General features: G+C 39.4%; 15 protein-coding genes. All 15 read left to right on the forward strand.

What is annotated here, in order from left to right; all coding sequences use genetic code 11:
• Positions 1-258: 258 nt before the first annotated feature.
• Positions 259-1,998, forward strand: coding sequence for a 2-oxoacid:acceptor oxidoreductase subunit alpha (locus MKY08_RS05190; protein ID WP_069510035.1), 1,740 nt, complete (start codon positions 259-261; stop codon positions 1,996-1,998).
• Positions 1,998-2,864: a 2-oxoacid:ferredoxin oxidoreductase subunit beta gene (locus tag MKY08_RS05195; RefSeq protein WP_069510033.1), complete on the forward strand. Its 867-nt coding sequence runs from the start codon at positions 1,998-2,000 to the stop codon at positions 2,862-2,864. Before MKY08_RS05190 ends, MKY08_RS05195 begins: the two co-directional genes overlap by 1 nt.
• A 208-nt stretch (positions 2,865-3,072) precedes the next feature.
• Positions 3,073-3,447 (forward strand): 2-oxoglutarate ferredoxin oxidoreductase subunit beta, encoded by a 375-nt coding sequence (locus MKY08_RS05200; RefSeq protein WP_256093137.1) that lies wholly within the window; start codon positions 3,073-3,075, stop codon positions 3,445-3,447.
• Positions 3,448-3,702: 255 nt separating this feature from the next.
• Positions 3,703-4,791 carry an extracellular solute-binding protein gene (locus MKY08_RS05205; RefSeq protein WP_024361947.1) on the forward strand — a complete coding sequence of 363 codons (1,089 nt, stop codon included), beginning with the start codon at positions 3,703-3,705 and terminating at the stop codon, positions 4,789-4,791.
• A complete protein-coding gene (locus MKY08_RS05210; RefSeq protein ID WP_069510028.1) occupies positions 4,781-5,611 on the forward strand; it encodes an alkaline phosphatase family protein in 831 nt (276 codons plus the stop codon). The genes MKY08_RS05205 and MKY08_RS05210 overlap by 11 nt, the downstream gene beginning before the upstream one ends.
• A 71-nt stretch (positions 5,612-5,682) precedes the next feature.
• Positions 5,683-6,528 (forward strand): ABC transporter permease subunit, encoded by an 846-nt coding sequence (locus tag MKY08_RS05215; RefSeq protein ID WP_176723147.1) that lies wholly within the window; start codon positions 5,683-5,685, stop codon positions 6,526-6,528.
• On the forward strand, positions 6,525-7,310 hold the full coding sequence (locus MKY08_RS05220) for an ABC transporter permease subunit (RefSeq protein WP_069510024.1): 786 nt from the start codon (positions 6,525-6,527) through the stop codon (positions 7,308-7,310). The genes MKY08_RS05215 and MKY08_RS05220 overlap by 4 nt, the downstream gene beginning before the upstream one ends.
• Positions 7,307-8,308: an ABC transporter ATP-binding protein gene (locus MKY08_RS05225; protein ID WP_069510022.1), complete on the forward strand. Its 1,002-nt coding sequence runs from the start codon at positions 7,307-7,309 to the stop codon at positions 8,306-8,308. The genes MKY08_RS05220 and MKY08_RS05225 overlap by 4 nt, the downstream gene beginning before the upstream one ends.
• Positions 8,305-9,087, forward strand: coding sequence for a DeoR/GlpR family DNA-binding transcription regulator (locus MKY08_RS05230; RefSeq protein ID WP_069510020.1), 783 nt, complete (start codon positions 8,305-8,307; stop codon positions 9,085-9,087). The genes MKY08_RS05225 and MKY08_RS05230 overlap by 4 nt, the downstream gene beginning before the upstream one ends.
• Positions 9,087-10,100: a histidinol phosphate phosphatase domain-containing protein gene (locus tag MKY08_RS05235; protein WP_069510018.1), complete on the forward strand. Its 1,014-nt coding sequence runs from the start codon at positions 9,087-9,089 to the stop codon at positions 10,098-10,100. The genes MKY08_RS05230 and MKY08_RS05235 overlap by 1 nt, the downstream gene beginning before the upstream one ends.
• 230 nt (positions 10,101-10,330) lie before the next feature.
• Positions 10,331-11,875, forward strand: a complete 1,545-nt coding sequence (gene miaB, locus MKY08_RS05240; RefSeq protein WP_069510016.1) for a tRNA (N6-isopentenyl adenosine(37)-C2)-methylthiotransferase MiaB — start codon at positions 10,331-10,333, stop codon at positions 11,873-11,875.
• Complete coding sequence (locus tag MKY08_RS05245) at positions 11,876-12,313, forward strand: RicAFT regulatory complex protein RicA family protein (RefSeq protein ID WP_069510014.1); 438 nt, start codon at positions 11,876-11,878, stop codon at positions 12,311-12,313.
• A 179-nt stretch (positions 12,314-12,492) separates the two neighbouring features.
• Positions 12,493-13,113 (forward strand): outer spore coat protein CotE, encoded by a 621-nt coding sequence (gene cotE / locus MKY08_RS05250; RefSeq protein ID WP_176723146.1) that lies wholly within the window; start codon positions 12,493-12,495, stop codon positions 13,111-13,113.
• A gap of 119 nt (positions 13,114-13,232) precedes the next feature.
• The gene (locus MKY08_RS05255; RefSeq protein ID WP_256093136.1) at positions 13,233-13,361 is read left to right on the forward strand and encodes a hypothetical protein; all 129 of its coding nucleotides are present in this window, start codon (positions 13,233-13,235) and stop codon (positions 13,359-13,361) included.
• A gap of 107 nt (positions 13,362-13,468) precedes the next feature.
• Positions 13,469-16,036 carry a DNA mismatch repair protein MutS gene (gene mutS / locus MKY08_RS05260; protein ID WP_069510012.1) on the forward strand — a complete coding sequence of 856 codons (2,568 nt, stop codon included), beginning with the start codon at positions 13,469-13,471 and terminating at the stop codon, positions 16,034-16,036.
• The last annotated feature ends 3 nt before the right edge of the window (positions 16,037-16,039 follow it).

Genomic DNA, 16,039 nt, shown 5'->3' on the forward strand with positions numbered 1-16,039 from the left:
GCTTGTATCGTGCCCGCAAAAAGCGAAGTGGATTTTTTTACATGCCAGTCACTCATACAATTATTCTGCACTTGAAATTAGTGAGTTAATTTTTTATACTTAATTGATTTGAAAATTACAACTTTTTGAACAACATTTTCAGTCAAAGGTCTGAATTTCGTCTAATTCATTGAATAACAATAGTGTAGACCGTTTCTTCGTGTTAAACTTATGAAGGAAAAAAATAATAGTATACATTGGATTTAAGGAGTTGTTGAGATGTTACATCAGCTTTCGTGGAAAGTCGGTGGGCAACAGGGTGAAGGGATTGAGAGTACAGGTGAGATTTTCTCGATGGCAATGAATCGTCTAGGTTATTTCCTATACGGTTATCGTCACTTCTCTTCTCGTATAAAAGGTGGCCACACTAATAATAAAATTACAGTTCGTCCAACAGAAGTACGTTCCATTGCGGATGATTTAGATATTTTAGTGGCGTTCGATCAAGAAACAATCGACGTCAATTATAAAGAATTAACAGAAAAAGGGATTATCTTAGCCGATGCAAAATTTGAACCTGTAAAGCCAGAGGATTCAAAAGCGCCATTATTTGCCGTACCATTCACAGAAGTGGCAGCTGAACTAGGTACAACGTTAATGAAAAACATGGTTGCTATTGGAGCTACTGCTTCACTTCTAAACTTAGAAGACGCTGTGTTCCAAAATGTTGTGGATGACATCTTCGGTAAAAAAGGTGAAGAGGTTGTTCAGAAAAACATGGAGGCCATTGCGCGCGGTCATGACATGATGAACGAATTATTAGGCAATCGTGTCGGTGAGTGGGCATTAGCGCCAGCTGATGGTAAACGCCGTATGTTTATGATCGGTAATGATGCAGTAGCACTTGGGGCATTAGCTGCGGGTACACGCTTTATGGCAGCTTATCCAATTACACCTGCATCTGAAATTATGGAATACCTTATTAAAAAATTGCCAAAATTCGGTGGCGCTGTGATTCAAACAGAAGATGAAATTGCTGCAGCGACGATGGCGATTGGTGCAAACTTCGGTGGTGTTCGTTCATTTACAGCGTCAGCAGGTCCTGGTCTTTCACTTATGATGGAAGCAATCGGTCTTTCAGGTATGACTGAGCAGCCTCTAGTGGTGATTGATACACAACGTGGTGGTCCATCTACTGGCTTACCAACGAAACAAGAGCAATCTGATTTAATGGCTATGCTTTATGGTACGCATGGTGAAATTCCGAAAGTGGTCATCGCACCTTCTACAATGGAAGAAGCATTCTTTGATACTATTCAAGCGTTTAATATTGCAGAGGAATTACAATTGCCAGTTATTTTAATGACAGACTTACAATTATCACTTGGTAAACAAACGGTTGAACCATTCGATTACAATAAAATTGAAATTCGTCGCGGTAAAATTGTCACTGATGATATTGAAGCTTCAGCAGATAAAGCTTACTTCAAACGTTATGAAGATACAGAAGACGGTATTTCACCGCGTGTGTTACCAGGTCACTTAAATGGAATCCACCATGTTACTGGTGTTGAGCATGATGAAACAGGGAAACCATCTGAAGCAACGGGCAATCGACGTGCACAAATGGACAAACGTTTCCGCAAGCTAGAAGCCCTGAAGTTTGATACACCAGTTTACAAAAATGCACCACATGAAGAAGCGGATGTATTATTAGTAGGCTTTAACTCAACTCGTGGAGCAATTGAAGAAGTACAAGAGCGTTTAAACGCACAAGGCATGAAGGTGAACCATGCGCATATCCGTTTAATTCACCCATTCCCTTCTGCTGAGATGGCACCTCTTGTAGCGAAAGCGAAAAAAGTAATCGTTGTGGAAAACAACTACACAGGTCAATTGGCTAATATCATGAAAATGAATATTGGTGGTCACGATAAAATTGAGATGATTACAAAATATAACGGTACACCATTTTTACCAGGTGAACTAGAAAATAGAGTGAAGGAGTTGACTCGCTAATGGCAACGTTTAAGGATTTTCGTAATACAGTGAAACCGAACTGGTGCCCAGGATGTGGCGACTTCTCTGTACAGGCTGCGATTCAACGTGCAGCAGCAAATGTAGGCATCGAACCAAATGAGCTAGCTGTTATTTCTGGGATTGGCTGTTCAGGTCGTATTTCAGGTTACATTAATTCATATGGTTTCCACGGTATCCATGGTCGTGCATTACCAATTGCACAAGGATTGAAAATGGCCAATCGTGATTTAAACGTCATTGCCTCTGGTGGTGACGGAGATGGTTTTGCGATTGGTATGGGTCATACAATCCATGCCATCCGTCGAAATATTGATATTACGTATGTTGTGATGGATAACCAAATTTACGGTTTAACAAAAGGGCAAACATCTCCACGCTCGGCCGCTGGGTTTATTACAAAATCAACGCCAGGTGGTGCAATTGAGCCATCATTAAAACCGTTAGAAGTAGCCTTAACTAGTGGTGCAACGTTTGTGGCACAAGGCTTCTCAACGGATATTAAAGAATTAACAGCTTTAATTGAAGCGGGCATTAACCATAAAGGCTTTTCTTTCATCAACGTATTTTCACCATGTGTTACTTACAACAAAGTGAATACGTACGATTGGTTTAAAGAAAACTTAACAAAGCTAGCTGATATTGAAGGTTATGATAATGCTGACCGTGGCATGGCAATGCGCACAGTAATGGAGCATGAAGGCTTAGTAACAGGTATTATTTATCAGGATAAAGAAACAACTTCTTATCAAGAAAAAGTACCTGGCTACGCTGAGTTGCCATTAACGGATATCGACATTAAAATGAGCGAAAATGAATTCGATGCACTTGTGCAGGAGTTTATGTAAATAAAAACATTGAAAGCCACTATGCTCGATTGTGGCTTTCAAAATGAAGACAGAAGGCATTAAGATGGAATATCTTAATGCCTTCTGTCTTTTTGTTTGAGTGTCAGGCACCCAAACAATTCTGAAATTACTTCATCAATGATTAATAAGGGGCGTGCGCGGGTAAAATTAAATGAAAAAATGATACAATAAAAGAAAAAAAGAGGCGATGTTCGTGAATAATATCATTGATTTTATTGCGAAAAAAAAGGAACGAGAAGAACGACAACGTGCGCAAGATTTAGAGCGCTATGTTGCAACGCATTGTAAATTTCATCAGCCAGAAAATATCGATGCACTCGTTGATGGGAAAATGATTGAAGTGAAAGATCATACATTGTTTTTAGGTTTTCTATCTATATTAAAAGATGAACAAATCGAGCCACTACATATCTTTCAGGACGTTTTTACCTTAGAACCTATCCGTTTTGAAATGGCCTACAATATGAAATGGTGGTCAGTTGTTCAACTTGCTTTTACATTTTTAACGATTTTAAAGGAAAATGAACCGCATACATATGCAGATTTTCTAGGACTTTCTTGATTCATCTAGGGTGTGTGCACGTCTGAAAACTAAACAAACGTGCGCATACGTAACTGGATTCCTCTTTATCTTCTTGATAGAATAGCATCTTTTATACAACTCCCCTACGACTTAAAAAACTTCACATAAATTTATAAACGATCAATATTTTTTACTAAATATTTTTAATCCATCCATACTTGCTTAATGTTTGTTTTATAAGATTACTCTTGTAAGCAAATAAAAATAAACATAAACAAATGGAGGGTCCAACTCATGGCAATTCAAAAGCTATGGAAGAAAAGTTTAGTTGGTGTATTAGCAATATCTATGTTAGCAGCATGTTCTGACAGTTCGTCTAATGCAAATGACATCAAAAGTGATTTAACGCTTGATGAAATTACAGAAAAGGCAAAACAAGAAGGTACTGTCAATTCAGTCGGTATGCCAGATACATGGGCAAACTGGGTAGAGACATGGCAAGAGCTTGAAACAGAGTACACTCTCAAACATCAGGACACAGATATGTCGAGTGCAGAGGAATTAGCGAAGTTTGAAGCAGAAAAAGACGATGCGACAGCCGATATTGGCGACGTAGGAATTGCCTTTGGTCCAATCGCTAAAGATAAAGGTCTTACATTGCCATACAAAACTTCTTATTGGGATGATATTCCTGACTGGGCAAAAGATGAAGAGGGCCATTGGATTGTTGGTTATACAGGGACCATTGCATTTCTAACAGATAAAAACAATGTGAAAAATCCACCAACGTCTTGGGAAGATCTTAAAAATGGCGACTATCATGTCAGCATTGGAGATGCGTTAACTGCAAACCAAGCACAATTTGCGATATTAGCTGCAGCAATGGCTTTCGGTGGAGATGAATCTAATATTCAGCCGGGCATCGACTTTTTTGCGGAATTAGCAAAACAAGGACGCCTACAAGGTGATCCAACAGTCGCTAATTTAGAAAAAGGGGAGATTGATGTTGCAATTTTATGGGATTTCAATGCACTAGGTTATCGTCATCAAATTGATGAGCAACGTTTCGATGTAGTCATCCCATCGGAAGGCTCTGTCACATCAGGCTACGCAACCGTTATTAATAAATATGCGAAAAATCCACATGCGGCGATGTTAACACGAGAATATATTTTATCGGATGCAGGACAGGAGAACTTAGCAAAGGGTTATGCCCGACCAATTCGTGAAAATGTGCAATTACCTCAAGAAGTAAAGGATTTATTATTACCAGCAGATATGTATAAAAATGCGCAACCTGTTAGCGACCAAAAGCAGTGGGAGGAAACAACAAAGCAAATTCCACAAATGTATCAAGAGCAGGTATTAATTCATGCCAAATAACAAAGTTGTCCTTATTGTTGTTGATGCACTTCGTTTTGATACTGCCTGTACACATATGGGCTTTATGCAACATTTAGTAGAACGTAAAATGGCCTCGCGTTTTGAGGTTCGTTCGGAAGTACCATCACTATCGAGACCATTATATGAAACGATTTTAACGGGCACTCCACCAATTGTTCATGGCGTCACTAGTAATATGACGGTGCGCCTATCAACACAAAATAGTTTATTCCATTTAGCACAGTCAAATGGTTTATCGACTGCAGCGGCTGCTTATTATTGGGTAAGTGAACTTTATAATCGTGCACCCTTTCAGCATATGGAGGATCGTTTACAATTCGATAAACAGCTTCCGATTGAAAATGGCTTGTTTTACTTTGAGGATCATTATCCTGACAGCCATTTGTTTGCAGATGCCGCATGGTTAATGGACCAAAAACAACCAGATTTCTTATATATTCATCCGATGAATGTAGATGACGATGGGCATAAATTTACAGCAAATTCAGCGCAATATCGTAATCGTGTATTAGCTGTGGATGCACTATTGTCGTTGTTTATACCTAAATGCATGGCGCAGGGATATGATGTCATTGTGACAGCAGATCATGGGATGACAAGTGATGGCAATCATGGTGGGACAACGATAGAGGATCGACATGTACCGATGTTTGTCATCTCTCAAACCGTGAAGGCAGGTATAAAAGACGGTGTAGTATCACAGCTACAAGTGGCACCTCTTTGCTGTCACCTGCTAAATATAGCGCCTTCAGAGGAAATGGTGCCATTACTATTAGAGGGCGTCCAGACAGTAAAATAAAACAATAAATAGTATCAGGGAATTTTGAACAATATTCATTATAAATTTCAAAATCTTTAAGTTAGAAAGTAGTGATTGTTTTGATTTCCAAGCGGCAATCGTTTGCCTGGCTTACACCTTTCTTATTACTTGTCCTGTTGTTTTTCCTTGTGCCTTTACTGTATATGCTGATAACGAGTTTTAGTAATAGCGAAGGATTTACGTTAGCACAATATAAATCTGTATTAACAAACACGTATATTTTACAAGGTTTTAAAAATAGTTTTACATTATCTGTTATTTCGGCTGTGATTGCGCTCGTCGTTACATTGTTTGCCGTGTATGCTATTACGCACTTTTCGCAGCCGGTACGGGAAAAAATTTTAATACTAACCAATTTAACATCTAATTTTTCAGGTATTCCTTTAGCTTTTGCATTTATTGTCTTGCTTGGGAATAGTGGATTATTTACTTTGCTATTTGATAAGTGGGAAATTGGCGCTTTATCGTCATTTTCCCTTTATAGCTGGAGTGGTCTATTACTCATTTATATTTATTTTCAACTGCCATTAGCATTGATGCTATTGTATCCAATTTATGATGGTATTCAGCAGCAATGGAAGGAAGCAGCCGCTCTTTTAGGAGCTTCTACTTTACAGTTTTGGCTGAAGGTAGGGATACCTGTTATGTTACCAGGGATTGTTGGAACCTTTAGTGTGTTGTTTGCCAATGCAATGGGTGCCTATGCATCTGCTTACGCATTGACAAATAGTAATTACAATTTAGTGGCCATTCGTATTGGAGCACTCATTAAAGGGGATATATTTGCACAACCCGAGTTGGCAAGTGCGATTGCTGTATTGCTAGCGGTAACAATGGTAACCGCCATGCTGATAAGTGAATGGAGCATTAAAAAGACAAGGGGGAAATTAAAGTGAAAAAAAGAAGTTTAGCTAATATCATTTTCCTCTTTTTAATGTTGTATTTGCTATTACCGATTGTAGCGACAATGCTGTATGCTTTTTCGTCAAAGTGGCATAAAAGTATTTTTCCCGAGGGGCTAACATTCAAGTGGCTTGCTACACTGTTTCAAGATACGGCATTTATGCAAGCATTTGGCCGCTCTGTCCTCCTTGCGGGAGGGGCGGTTATCATCGCACTAATCGTTATTGTCCCTGCAATTTTTGTCATCGTTTTGTATTTTCCAAAGTATGAGAAATGGATTCAAGTTGCCGTTGTAATGGTCTATTCATTTCCAGGGATTATTTTAGCTGTTGGCTTAATTCGGGTGTATTCAACAATAGGTGTACCCATGATCTTGGTCGTATTGGGTGCCTATGTAATCGGTATTTTGCCCTATATTTATCAAGGCACGCGCAATAGCTTGCGTAATGTAGATGCAAGACAGTTATTGGATGCTGCGCAATTATTAGGCGCAACGAAAACACAGGCATTTACAAAAATACTGTTGCCTACCGTTTATCCAGGCTTGTTTGCAGGTGCATTATTATCGTTTTCCGTGCTATTTGGAGAATTTGTACTTATTAACTTAGTCGTCGGCTCACGCTTTGAAACGGTACAAATTTATTTAATGAAAAAGCTAAGTACGAGCGGTCATATTGCTAGCGCAGTTGTCTTTATTTATATCGTTCTGATGGGCATATTAACGTTCGCTATTGCGATATTAACGAAACGTTCGAAAGGTGCGACGAATTTATGAGCTATATTGTGATTGAAGGACTTCATAAAAAATATGACCAAACAACTGTCTTATCCAATATCGATATGACAATTGAAAAAGGTCAATTAATTACGCTTTTAGGGCCGAGTGGCTGTGGGAAAAGTACCATTTTGCGCATTATTGCGGGCTTAACAAATGCTACAGCAGGAGAAATTCAATTGGAAGGACAAAACATGAACGGTGTCCAACCGAAAGAGCGTCAAGTGGGCATGGTTTTTCAATCTTATGCGCTATTTCCTAATATGACTGTTAAAGAAAATATAGCATTTGGTTTGCGGATGCAAAAAGTTAATAATACAGAGCTAGAACAACGTGTACAAGATATGCTCCATATCGTTCATTTGACAGAAAAAGCGAATGCTTATCCAAAGGAGTTATCAGGCGGGCAACAGCAACGTGTAGCGCTTGCACGTGCGCTTATTGTGCGACCGAAAGTATTGCTTTTAGATGAACCTCTTAGTGCACTTGATGCCCAAATACGAAAAAAATTGCAGACCGATTTACGGGCAATACAACGCAAGCTTGGCATGACGATGATTCTAGTAACACATGATCAAGATGAAGCTATGGCTGTGTCAGACAAAATATTTGTGATGAGCAATGGGCAAATTGCGCAATGTGGTTCACCGACAGAAATTTATACAAATCCACAAAGTGAATTTATCGCTAATTTCATTGGTCATTATAATGTTATTCCTAGACAAGTGTTAGAGACAATGATTGGAGAAAAATTACCTGGAGATAATAAGAAGTTTGCCATACGACCAGAAGCTCTTCATTTAGAGATGATGGAAGGTGACCTTTGCCTTCGCGGTGTAGCGACACAGTCACTTATGAGTGGCAATATTATCCGTACAACGCTTGAAGGTGACTGTATGTTTACAATGGAACAGTTACATCAACGTGGGCATACGCTTGAAGTGGGTAAAAACTACAAATGTTATGTAGCGAAGGAAGATGTGATTGCACTGTCATGACATATGCAAAAATTGAACGTTTTGAATTTATTTTAAAGCAGTTAGAGCTTGATGGCAAAATTATTGTAGCGAATATTGCTGAGACACTGCTCGTAGCACCTGAAACTGTTCGTCGAGATTTGGATGAGCTAGAACAACAGCATTTATTGACCCGAGTGCATGGCGGGGCAATCAAATATACCAACGTTCGAACGGAGCCAGCATTTTTGCGAAAACTGCAAATGCATAAAGAGGCGAAATGTGCTATTGCACGTCAGGCCGCACAGCGTATTTGTGATGGAGATACGATTGCCGTTGATACAGGGACGACGACAGTCCATATAGCGGATTACTTAATGGCAGTTGATGATATTACGGTTGTGACTAATTCTATTGCCGCCGCCGCACAGTTTAATCTCGCCATTGAAGAAAGACGGATGACAGGGAAAGTTATTTTACTAGGCGGTACAACAAATCCAAGGCAAGCTTCAGTTGCAGGTGCGATGACGTTGGAGTGGTTAAGTCATATGAACTTTGATAAGGCCTTTTTATCATGCGGGGGCATCAAGGATGGCATTGTCTATGATTATGATTTAGATGAATCCTTGATTTCCCAAAAAATGCTTCAACAAAGTAAGAATTGTATATTACTAGCGGATGCATCAAAGCTTAATGGCAAATCATTTTATCAAATTTGTGATTTGGCACAATGTACGGAAATCATGTGTGATATGGCTTGTCCTGAGGAATGGCAAGCGTACGAAGAACAGTGGACAGTATGTAGTGGAGGGAAGAGTTGATGACAATTGATTACCATGTACATTTAGAGGAGGGCCCATATTCTTTTCGTTGGTTGGAGCGAACATCACAAGCCATAGCCAATTTTCATGACCTAAAAAATGTTGACAATGGCTCTAAAGCTTTAATTGAGTGGCAAGTGGCAACGCTTGCTAAAAGATTGCATAATGGCTGTTATAGTGAAGAATGGCTCGATTTATATTTACAACGGGCAAAGCAACTTGGTTTACGAGAGGTAGGCATTGTGGATCATTTGTATCGGTTTAAGGAAACACGCTCCTATTTTGAGCGTTATATGCAATTGGATGAATCAACAGAAATCGGTCAACTCCAACGATATTGGCTAAATAGTGTGATGACAGAAAGTATGGACGATTTCGTAATGGCAATTGACAAGGCAAAGGACAAATGGCGTCAGCACGGTGTTGAGTTAAGGCTAGGGATTGAAGCGGATTATTTTGTAGGCGGTGAAGAAGAATTGACCGCGCTCCTACAAGGGCATCCGTGGGATTATGTTATTGGCTCGGTTCATTTTATAGATGGCTGGGGTTTTGATAATCCACAAACGGAGCATCTATTTAAAAAGATGGACCAGCCAACTTTACAGATGAAGTATACACAGTTTTATACCACGGTTGTGCAAATGATTCAGTCTAATATGTTTGATTTTGTAGCTCATTTGGATAATTTTAAAGTCTTTAATTATCATGTGCAGGATGAGGCGTTTAATCTTTTATGGTATGAACAGATTGCACAGGCGCTTGTCGCAACACAAACTGCTACAGAAATAAACGCAGGGTTATATTATCGCTATCCGGTTAAAGAAATGTGCCCCGGTCCACTGTTTTTGCAAGTTCTCGTGAAACGAGGTGTCGAGTTTACCGTATCTTCAGACGCCCACTTCCCAGATGATTTAGGAAACTATACATTTGCCAATACAGATTGGCTAAAAACTTTGGGTGTTAAGAAGCTTTTAGGCTTCCAACAACGCACCAAGAAATATATCGAGCTTTAACGAAGATCACCGTTGATACCTGTCATCGGTGATTTTTTCTGTTTCAAGCAGTGGCAACTAGATGTTACAAACGGGGACATGTCGAATTCTTCTGGTTAAGAAAGTGTATTTAAGTCAAAACCACGACATTTAGTACGCAAACCTTGTAGGAAGTAGTAATCATTCAGTATAATAGTAAAATGGGAATTCGAATGCACGGATTTCGTTTGAAAGGAGTTACCTGACCTGCAATGAATGAGGAACAACGCTTAACGAGTCAACAAGTCAATCAACCAAAAAAAGAAGACAAGCCTGAAAAGGATTATAGTAAATATTTTGAGAAGGTCTTTACGGCACCTTCATTAAAAGATGCAAAAAAACGTGGCAAAGAAGAAGTGAAATATCATAAAGACTTCCAAATTGCTGAACAATTCGCTGGCATGGGTGAAGGGCGGACGTTTTATATCCGTACGTATGGCTGTCAGATGAATGAGCATGATACAGAAGTAATGGCTGGTATTTTTATGCAACTTGGCTATACTTCAACAGACATTATCGAAGAAGCAGATGTGGTGTTACTGAATACATGTGCGATTCGTGAAAATGCAGAAAACAAAGTATTTGGAGAGCTTGGTTTCCTGCTAAAATATAAACGTAAAAATCCAGAAATGTTGATTGGCGTCTGTGGTTGTATGTCACAGGAAGAATCCGTCGTCAATAAAATTTTAAAAACGTATCCACACGTCGATATGGTATTTGGAACGCACAATATTCATCGCCTGCCAAATATTTTAAAAGAAGCGTACATGTCAAAAGAAATGGTTGTAGAGGTTTGGTCGAAAGAGGGCGACGTTATTGAAAACTTGCCGAAAAAACGTCTAGGTTCCATAAAAGCTTGGGTCAATATTATGTATGGCTGTGACAAGTTTTGTACGTACTGCATTGTACCTTATACACGTGGCAAAGAGCGTAGTCGCCGTCCAGAAGAAATCATAGCAGAAGTGCGTGAGCTAGCTGCTGCAGGCTATAAAGAAATCATGCTATTAGGGCAAAATGTCAACGCTTACGGCAAAGATTTTGAGGACATGGATTATCGACTGGGTGATTTAATGAATGAATTGCGAAAAATAGATATTCCACGGATTCGCTTTACAACAAGTCACCCGCGTGATTTTGATGATCATTTAATCGAGGTATTGGCGAAAGGTGGCAATTTAGTTGAACACATTCACTTACCGGTACAATCAGGCTCAAATGATGTATTAAAAATTATGGCGCGCAAATATAGTCGTGAGCATTTCCTTAGCTTAGTAGATAAGATTAAAGCCGCAATCCCAGGTGTTACATTAACAACAGATATTATTGTTGGTTACCCAAACGAAACGGAAGAGCAATTCGAAGAGACGTTATCTTTATATCGTGAAGTAGGCTTTGATATGGCCTTTACGTATATTTACTCTCCACGCGAAGGAACACCAGCCGCGAAGATGGTTGATAATGTTCCTGAAGAGGTGAAAAAGGAACGTCTACATCGTTTAAATGCTGTCGTACAAGAATATTCTAGAAAAGCGCTAGAGGGCTTGAAGGGCGAAGTGGTTGAAGTGTTAGTTGAAGGAACAAGTAAACGTCGTGATGATGTGCTTGCTGGCTATACGCGTAAAAATCGTCTCGTCAATTTTAAAGCACCTTCAGAGTTGATTGGTCAGTTAGTGAAAGTGAAAATAATAGAGGCTACTTCTTATTCATTAACTGGTGAATTTGTGGAAGTAGTAAAAAATGAAAAGGTGGAAGCGTAAATGACTCAAGTATTGTATACAAAAGAAGATTTAATTAAGAAATCCCATGAAATTGCGCATATGATTGCCAATACACCAGAAGTTGAGTTTTTCAAAAAAGCTGAAGCACAAATTAATGAAAATCAACTTGTTCGTGAACGTATTGCTAGTTTAAAAAGCTTACAAAAGCAAGCAGTAAACTTTCAACACCTAGGCAAAGAAAAAGCGTTAAAAATGATTGAAGACAAAATTGCAAAAATTGAAGAAGAAATTAATGATATTCCTGTTGTGCAGCAATTTAAAGAATCACAAGGTGATGTCAACGACTTATTACAATTAGTATCAAATACCATTGCTAACAATGTGACGAACGAAATTGTACGCTCAACAGGTGGCGATGTGTTACGTGGTGAAACGGGTTCGTATGTACAAAATACACAGCCAGGTAGTTGCTCATAAATAATAGAAGAAACAGCTCGAATGACAGCATTCGGGCTATTTTTATGCCGAAATTTAGGATGGCGTCGGTACTGAATTAGAGCCCCTCTTAACGCTGTTGAATGCAAAAATGGAGAAAGTAAATCAATTAGATTCTATGAAATCTGTTCACCCAATGGGCGCTACCTGCATATGATGGAGTGAAAAGAGTCGAAGGAGGAATTGCGCTGAAACGTTTACGACAAATCGTGACGAAAGCAGTAGTTGCCAAAGGGAAGAAGAGAACAGAAGAACGTGTAACGTTATGTCCAACAAATAAACCGACGAGCATTCTCGGTTGCTGGGTAATCAACCATACTTGTTCAGCAAAAAAAGTCGGTAAATTTGTAGAAGTGTCAGGAAAGTTTGATGTCAATGTATGGTATGCTTATAGTAATCATTCGAAAACAGCAGTGTTTTCAGAAACGGTTCACTATAAAGATAAGGTAAAGCTGCACTTTAGAGATGGCGAAGTAACAGTTGGCGATGATGTACGTGTGCGTGTGATACAAGAACCAAATTGCATGGAAGCGATAATTTCTCCATGTGGCACGAAATTTGAAATTGTAGTAGAGCGTGAGACTGTTGTTGAGGTAATGGGTGAAATGACAATTTGCATTAGTGTACATCCGCTAGATTTCGAAGAGGAATGGAACTTTAATGATGAAAGCTCATCTTCCTCTTCATCCTCGTCTAGCTCTAGTTCCAGCTCGTCAAGCTCAAGCAGTGACGGTAGGTTTGTTTTAGAGTCCTCATCGTTTCCTGATGAACGACCAAGATAAATCACAAGATGATATTTTTTTGATACATGCGAAATGCTAGCATCTTTACAAAGGTGAAATAAGCGTTTCGCATGTATCTTTTGTTATAATAAAACTAACAATCAGAGGATGACGTCTACTTGTCTTTGAAGAAAATCGTTGAGGGTGAAACTTTGGATCGTACAGAATCGTTGCTAAACAAACACTTAGCCCCAAGCATAAGCGCTGGTGAAGACGTACTGATGCGTCAAGGTTCGCTATCACAATGAAGGAAGTAACGAAAACGGTGTGCACATAGAGGCAACACATAAAATGATTTAGACGTAAATATGCCAAAGCATATTTGATTTTAGTGCAAGAGCGAGGGAATTTATATATGACAACCTATACACCAATGATGCAACAATATTTGCAAGTCAAAGAAGATTATCAGGATGCTTTTTTATTTTTTAGATTAGGTGACTTTTACGAAATGTTTTTTGAGGATGCCATTAATGCATCACAACTATTAGAAATTACATTAACGAGTCGAGATGCAGGTGCCAAGGAGCGTATTCCGATGTGTGGCGTGCCACATCACTCGGCGAAAAATTATATAGAAACACTTGTGCAAAAAGGTTATAAAGTTGCCATTTGTGAGCAAACAGAGGATCCAAAGCAAGCAAAGGGCGTAGTCAAACGTGAAGTAGTCCAACTGATTACTCCCGGTACCATTATGGAAGGGAAGGCGCTAGATGGTAAAAGCAATCATTACATTGGCGCAGCAGAACAGCTGGATGCTACTACATTTGGCTATGCCTACTTGGATTTATCTACAGGGGAAGCGATTGCCTCATCCATTGAGGGGGATGGGAAAGCCCTTCTTATGCAAATGCAAGCATATGGTATTCGAGAATTAATAGTGACGGAGAGCTTACAGCTTTTGTTAGCAGAACATGCAATCAATGTCGGCATTGTACTATCCGTTGAAGAAGACGAAATGGCGATGGACAAAGCAGCCAGCTATTTAGAAGCAGTGCCAGCAACTATACAAGTGGCCTGCCTGCGGTTACTTCATTATATAGATAAGACACAAATGCGTTCACTTTCGCATATTCAAGCCTTTACCTTTAATGAAATGAAAAACTATTTACGTATTGACTCTAGTTCGAAACGAAATTTAGAGCTTATACAATCCATTCGTGGCGGAGACCAAAAGGGTACATTGTTATGGCTATTAGATGATACCGTTACTGCGATGGGGGGGCGTAAGCTGAAACAATGGCTACATCAACCATTAGCCACACGTTCAGCTATTGAGGCAAGACTTGCAATGGTGAGTGATTTATTAGAAGAATATTTTGTCAGATCAGAATTACAATCTTCCTTAAAACAAGTCTATGATTTAGAACGTTTAGCGGGTCGTGTAGCTTTCGGTAATGTAGGGGGTCGTGACTTAGCACAGCTTCGTGACTCATTACGTCAAGTTCCAATTATTCAACAACAGCTAATTGGAGCACAAAAAGAAACATTGCAAAAGCTAGGGGCAACACTCGATACATGTGCGGACGTTGAAGCTTTATTAGCACGTGCTATAACAGATAATCCACCCATTACCATTAAAGAAGGCGATGTGATTCGGGATGGTTATAACGAACGATTAGATGAACTGCGCTATGCATCTCGTAATGGGAAGGACTGGATTGCCCAGTTAGAACAGGCAGAACGTACAAAAACAGGCATTAAAAACTTGAAAATTGGCTATAACCGTATTTTTGGCTACTATATAGAAATTACAAAGTCCAATATTCATTTGGCGGACTTAACACGCTATGAACGGAAGCAAACACTTGCGAATGCAGAGCGTTACATTACGCAGGAATTAAAAGAAAAAGAGGCACTTATTTTAAATGCAGAGGAAGAAAGCTTAGCTTTAGAGTACAACCTCTTCGTTGAAATTCGTGAACAATTAAAATCATACATCCCACGGGTACAAGCACTAGCTGCAAGTATAAGTGAATTAGATGTATTGCTTAGCTTTGCGAGCGTTTCAGAGAAATATCGTTTTACAAAGCCAGAATTTCACGCGGGTCGTGCACTAGAAATTATTGAAGGTCGTCACCCTGTAGTTGAGAAAATGCTCAATAAGCAAATGTATGTACCGAATGATTGCGTACTTGAAGAAAATCACAATATGATGCTCATTACTGGGCCGAATATGTCCGGTAAAAGTACATATATGCGCCAAGTTGCCTTGATTGTTGTAATGGCACAAATGGGATGCTTTGTACCAGCGGAAAAGGCGCGATTACCAATTACAGATCAAATTTTCACACGCATTGGAGCCGCAGATGATTTAGCTGCTGGACAATCAACATTTATGGTAGAAATGCTAGAATCACAGCATGCGATTATGCATGCCACTGAAAATAGCTTAATGCTGTTTGATGAAATTGGTCGAGGTACTTCTACGTATGATGGAATGAGTCTTGCGCAATCCATGATGGAATATATTCATGACAAAATAGGTGCCAATACCCTTTTCTCTACGCATTATCATGAATTGACAGCTTTAGAAAAGGATTTACCTCGATTACAAAATGTGCATGTTTCTGCCACTGAAAAGAATGGTACAGTTGTCTTTTTACACAAGGTGAAAAAGGGAGCGGCGGATAAGTCTTACGGCATTCACGTGGCGCAATTGGCACAATTACCAGAGGAAATTTTATCGAGAGCTCGTATATTGCTCGAAAACTTTGAAGCAGGGGAAGCGCTGCCGGTATCACAAGAGGTCGTTGAACAGCCCGTGCAAATGTCATTATTTACGGAACAAGAGCCGTTGCCTTCAGCTGAGGCTGAAGTATTGAGAAACTTGGAGAAGGTGAATATCCTTGGTACTTCACCAATGCAGGCCATGAATATCTTATATGAATTACAACAGCAATTAGTCAACGCTAAAAAATAAAGG

The sequence above is a fragment of the Lysinibacillus sp. FSL M8-0337 genome (assembly GCF_038593855.1).
GTDB classification, from domain to species: Bacteria; Bacillota; Bacilli; order Bacillales_A; family Planococcaceae; genus Lysinibacillus; species Lysinibacillus sphaericus_D.

Excerpts from the sequence above, each read along its gene's own strand:
- MKY08_RS05190 (WP_069510035.1), top strand. The coding sequence starts at position 259 with ATGTTACATCAGCTTTCGTGGAAAGTCGGTGGGCAACAGGGTGAAGGG.
- MKY08_RS05195 (WP_069510033.1), top strand. The coding sequence starts at position 1,998 with ATGGCAACGTTTAAGGATTTTCGTAATACAGTGAAACCGAACTGGTGC.
- MKY08_RS05200 (WP_256093137.1), top strand. The coding sequence starts at position 3,073 with ATGTTCGTGAATAATATCATTGATTTTATTGCGAAAAAAAAGGAACGA.
- MKY08_RS05205 (WP_024361947.1), top strand. The coding sequence starts at position 3,703 with ATGGCAATTCAAAAGCTATGGAAGAAAAGTTTAGTTGGTGTATTAGCA.
- MKY08_RS05210 (WP_069510028.1), top strand. The coding sequence starts at position 4,781 with ATGCCAAATAACAAAGTTGTCCTTATTGTTGTTGATGCACTTCGTTTT.
- MKY08_RS05225 (WP_069510022.1), top strand. The coding sequence starts at position 7,307 with ATGAGCTATATTGTGATTGAAGGACTTCATAAAAAATATGACCAAACA.
- MKY08_RS05230 (WP_069510020.1), top strand. The coding sequence starts at position 8,305 with ATGACATATGCAAAAATTGAACGTTTTGAATTTATTTTAAAGCAGTTA.
- MKY08_RS05235 (WP_069510018.1), top strand. The coding sequence starts at position 9,087 with ATGACAATTGATTACCATGTACATTTAGAGGAGGGCCCATATTCTTTT.
- miaB (WP_069510016.1), top strand. The coding sequence starts at position 10,331 with ATGAATGAGGAACAACGCTTAACGAGTCAACAAGTCAATCAACCAAAA.
- MKY08_RS05245 (WP_069510014.1), top strand. The coding sequence starts at position 11,876 with ATGACTCAAGTATTGTATACAAAAGAAGATTTAATTAAGAAATCCCAT.
- mutS (WP_069510012.1), top strand. The coding sequence starts at position 13,469 with ATGACAACCTATACACCAATGATGCAACAATATTTGCAAGTCAAAGAA.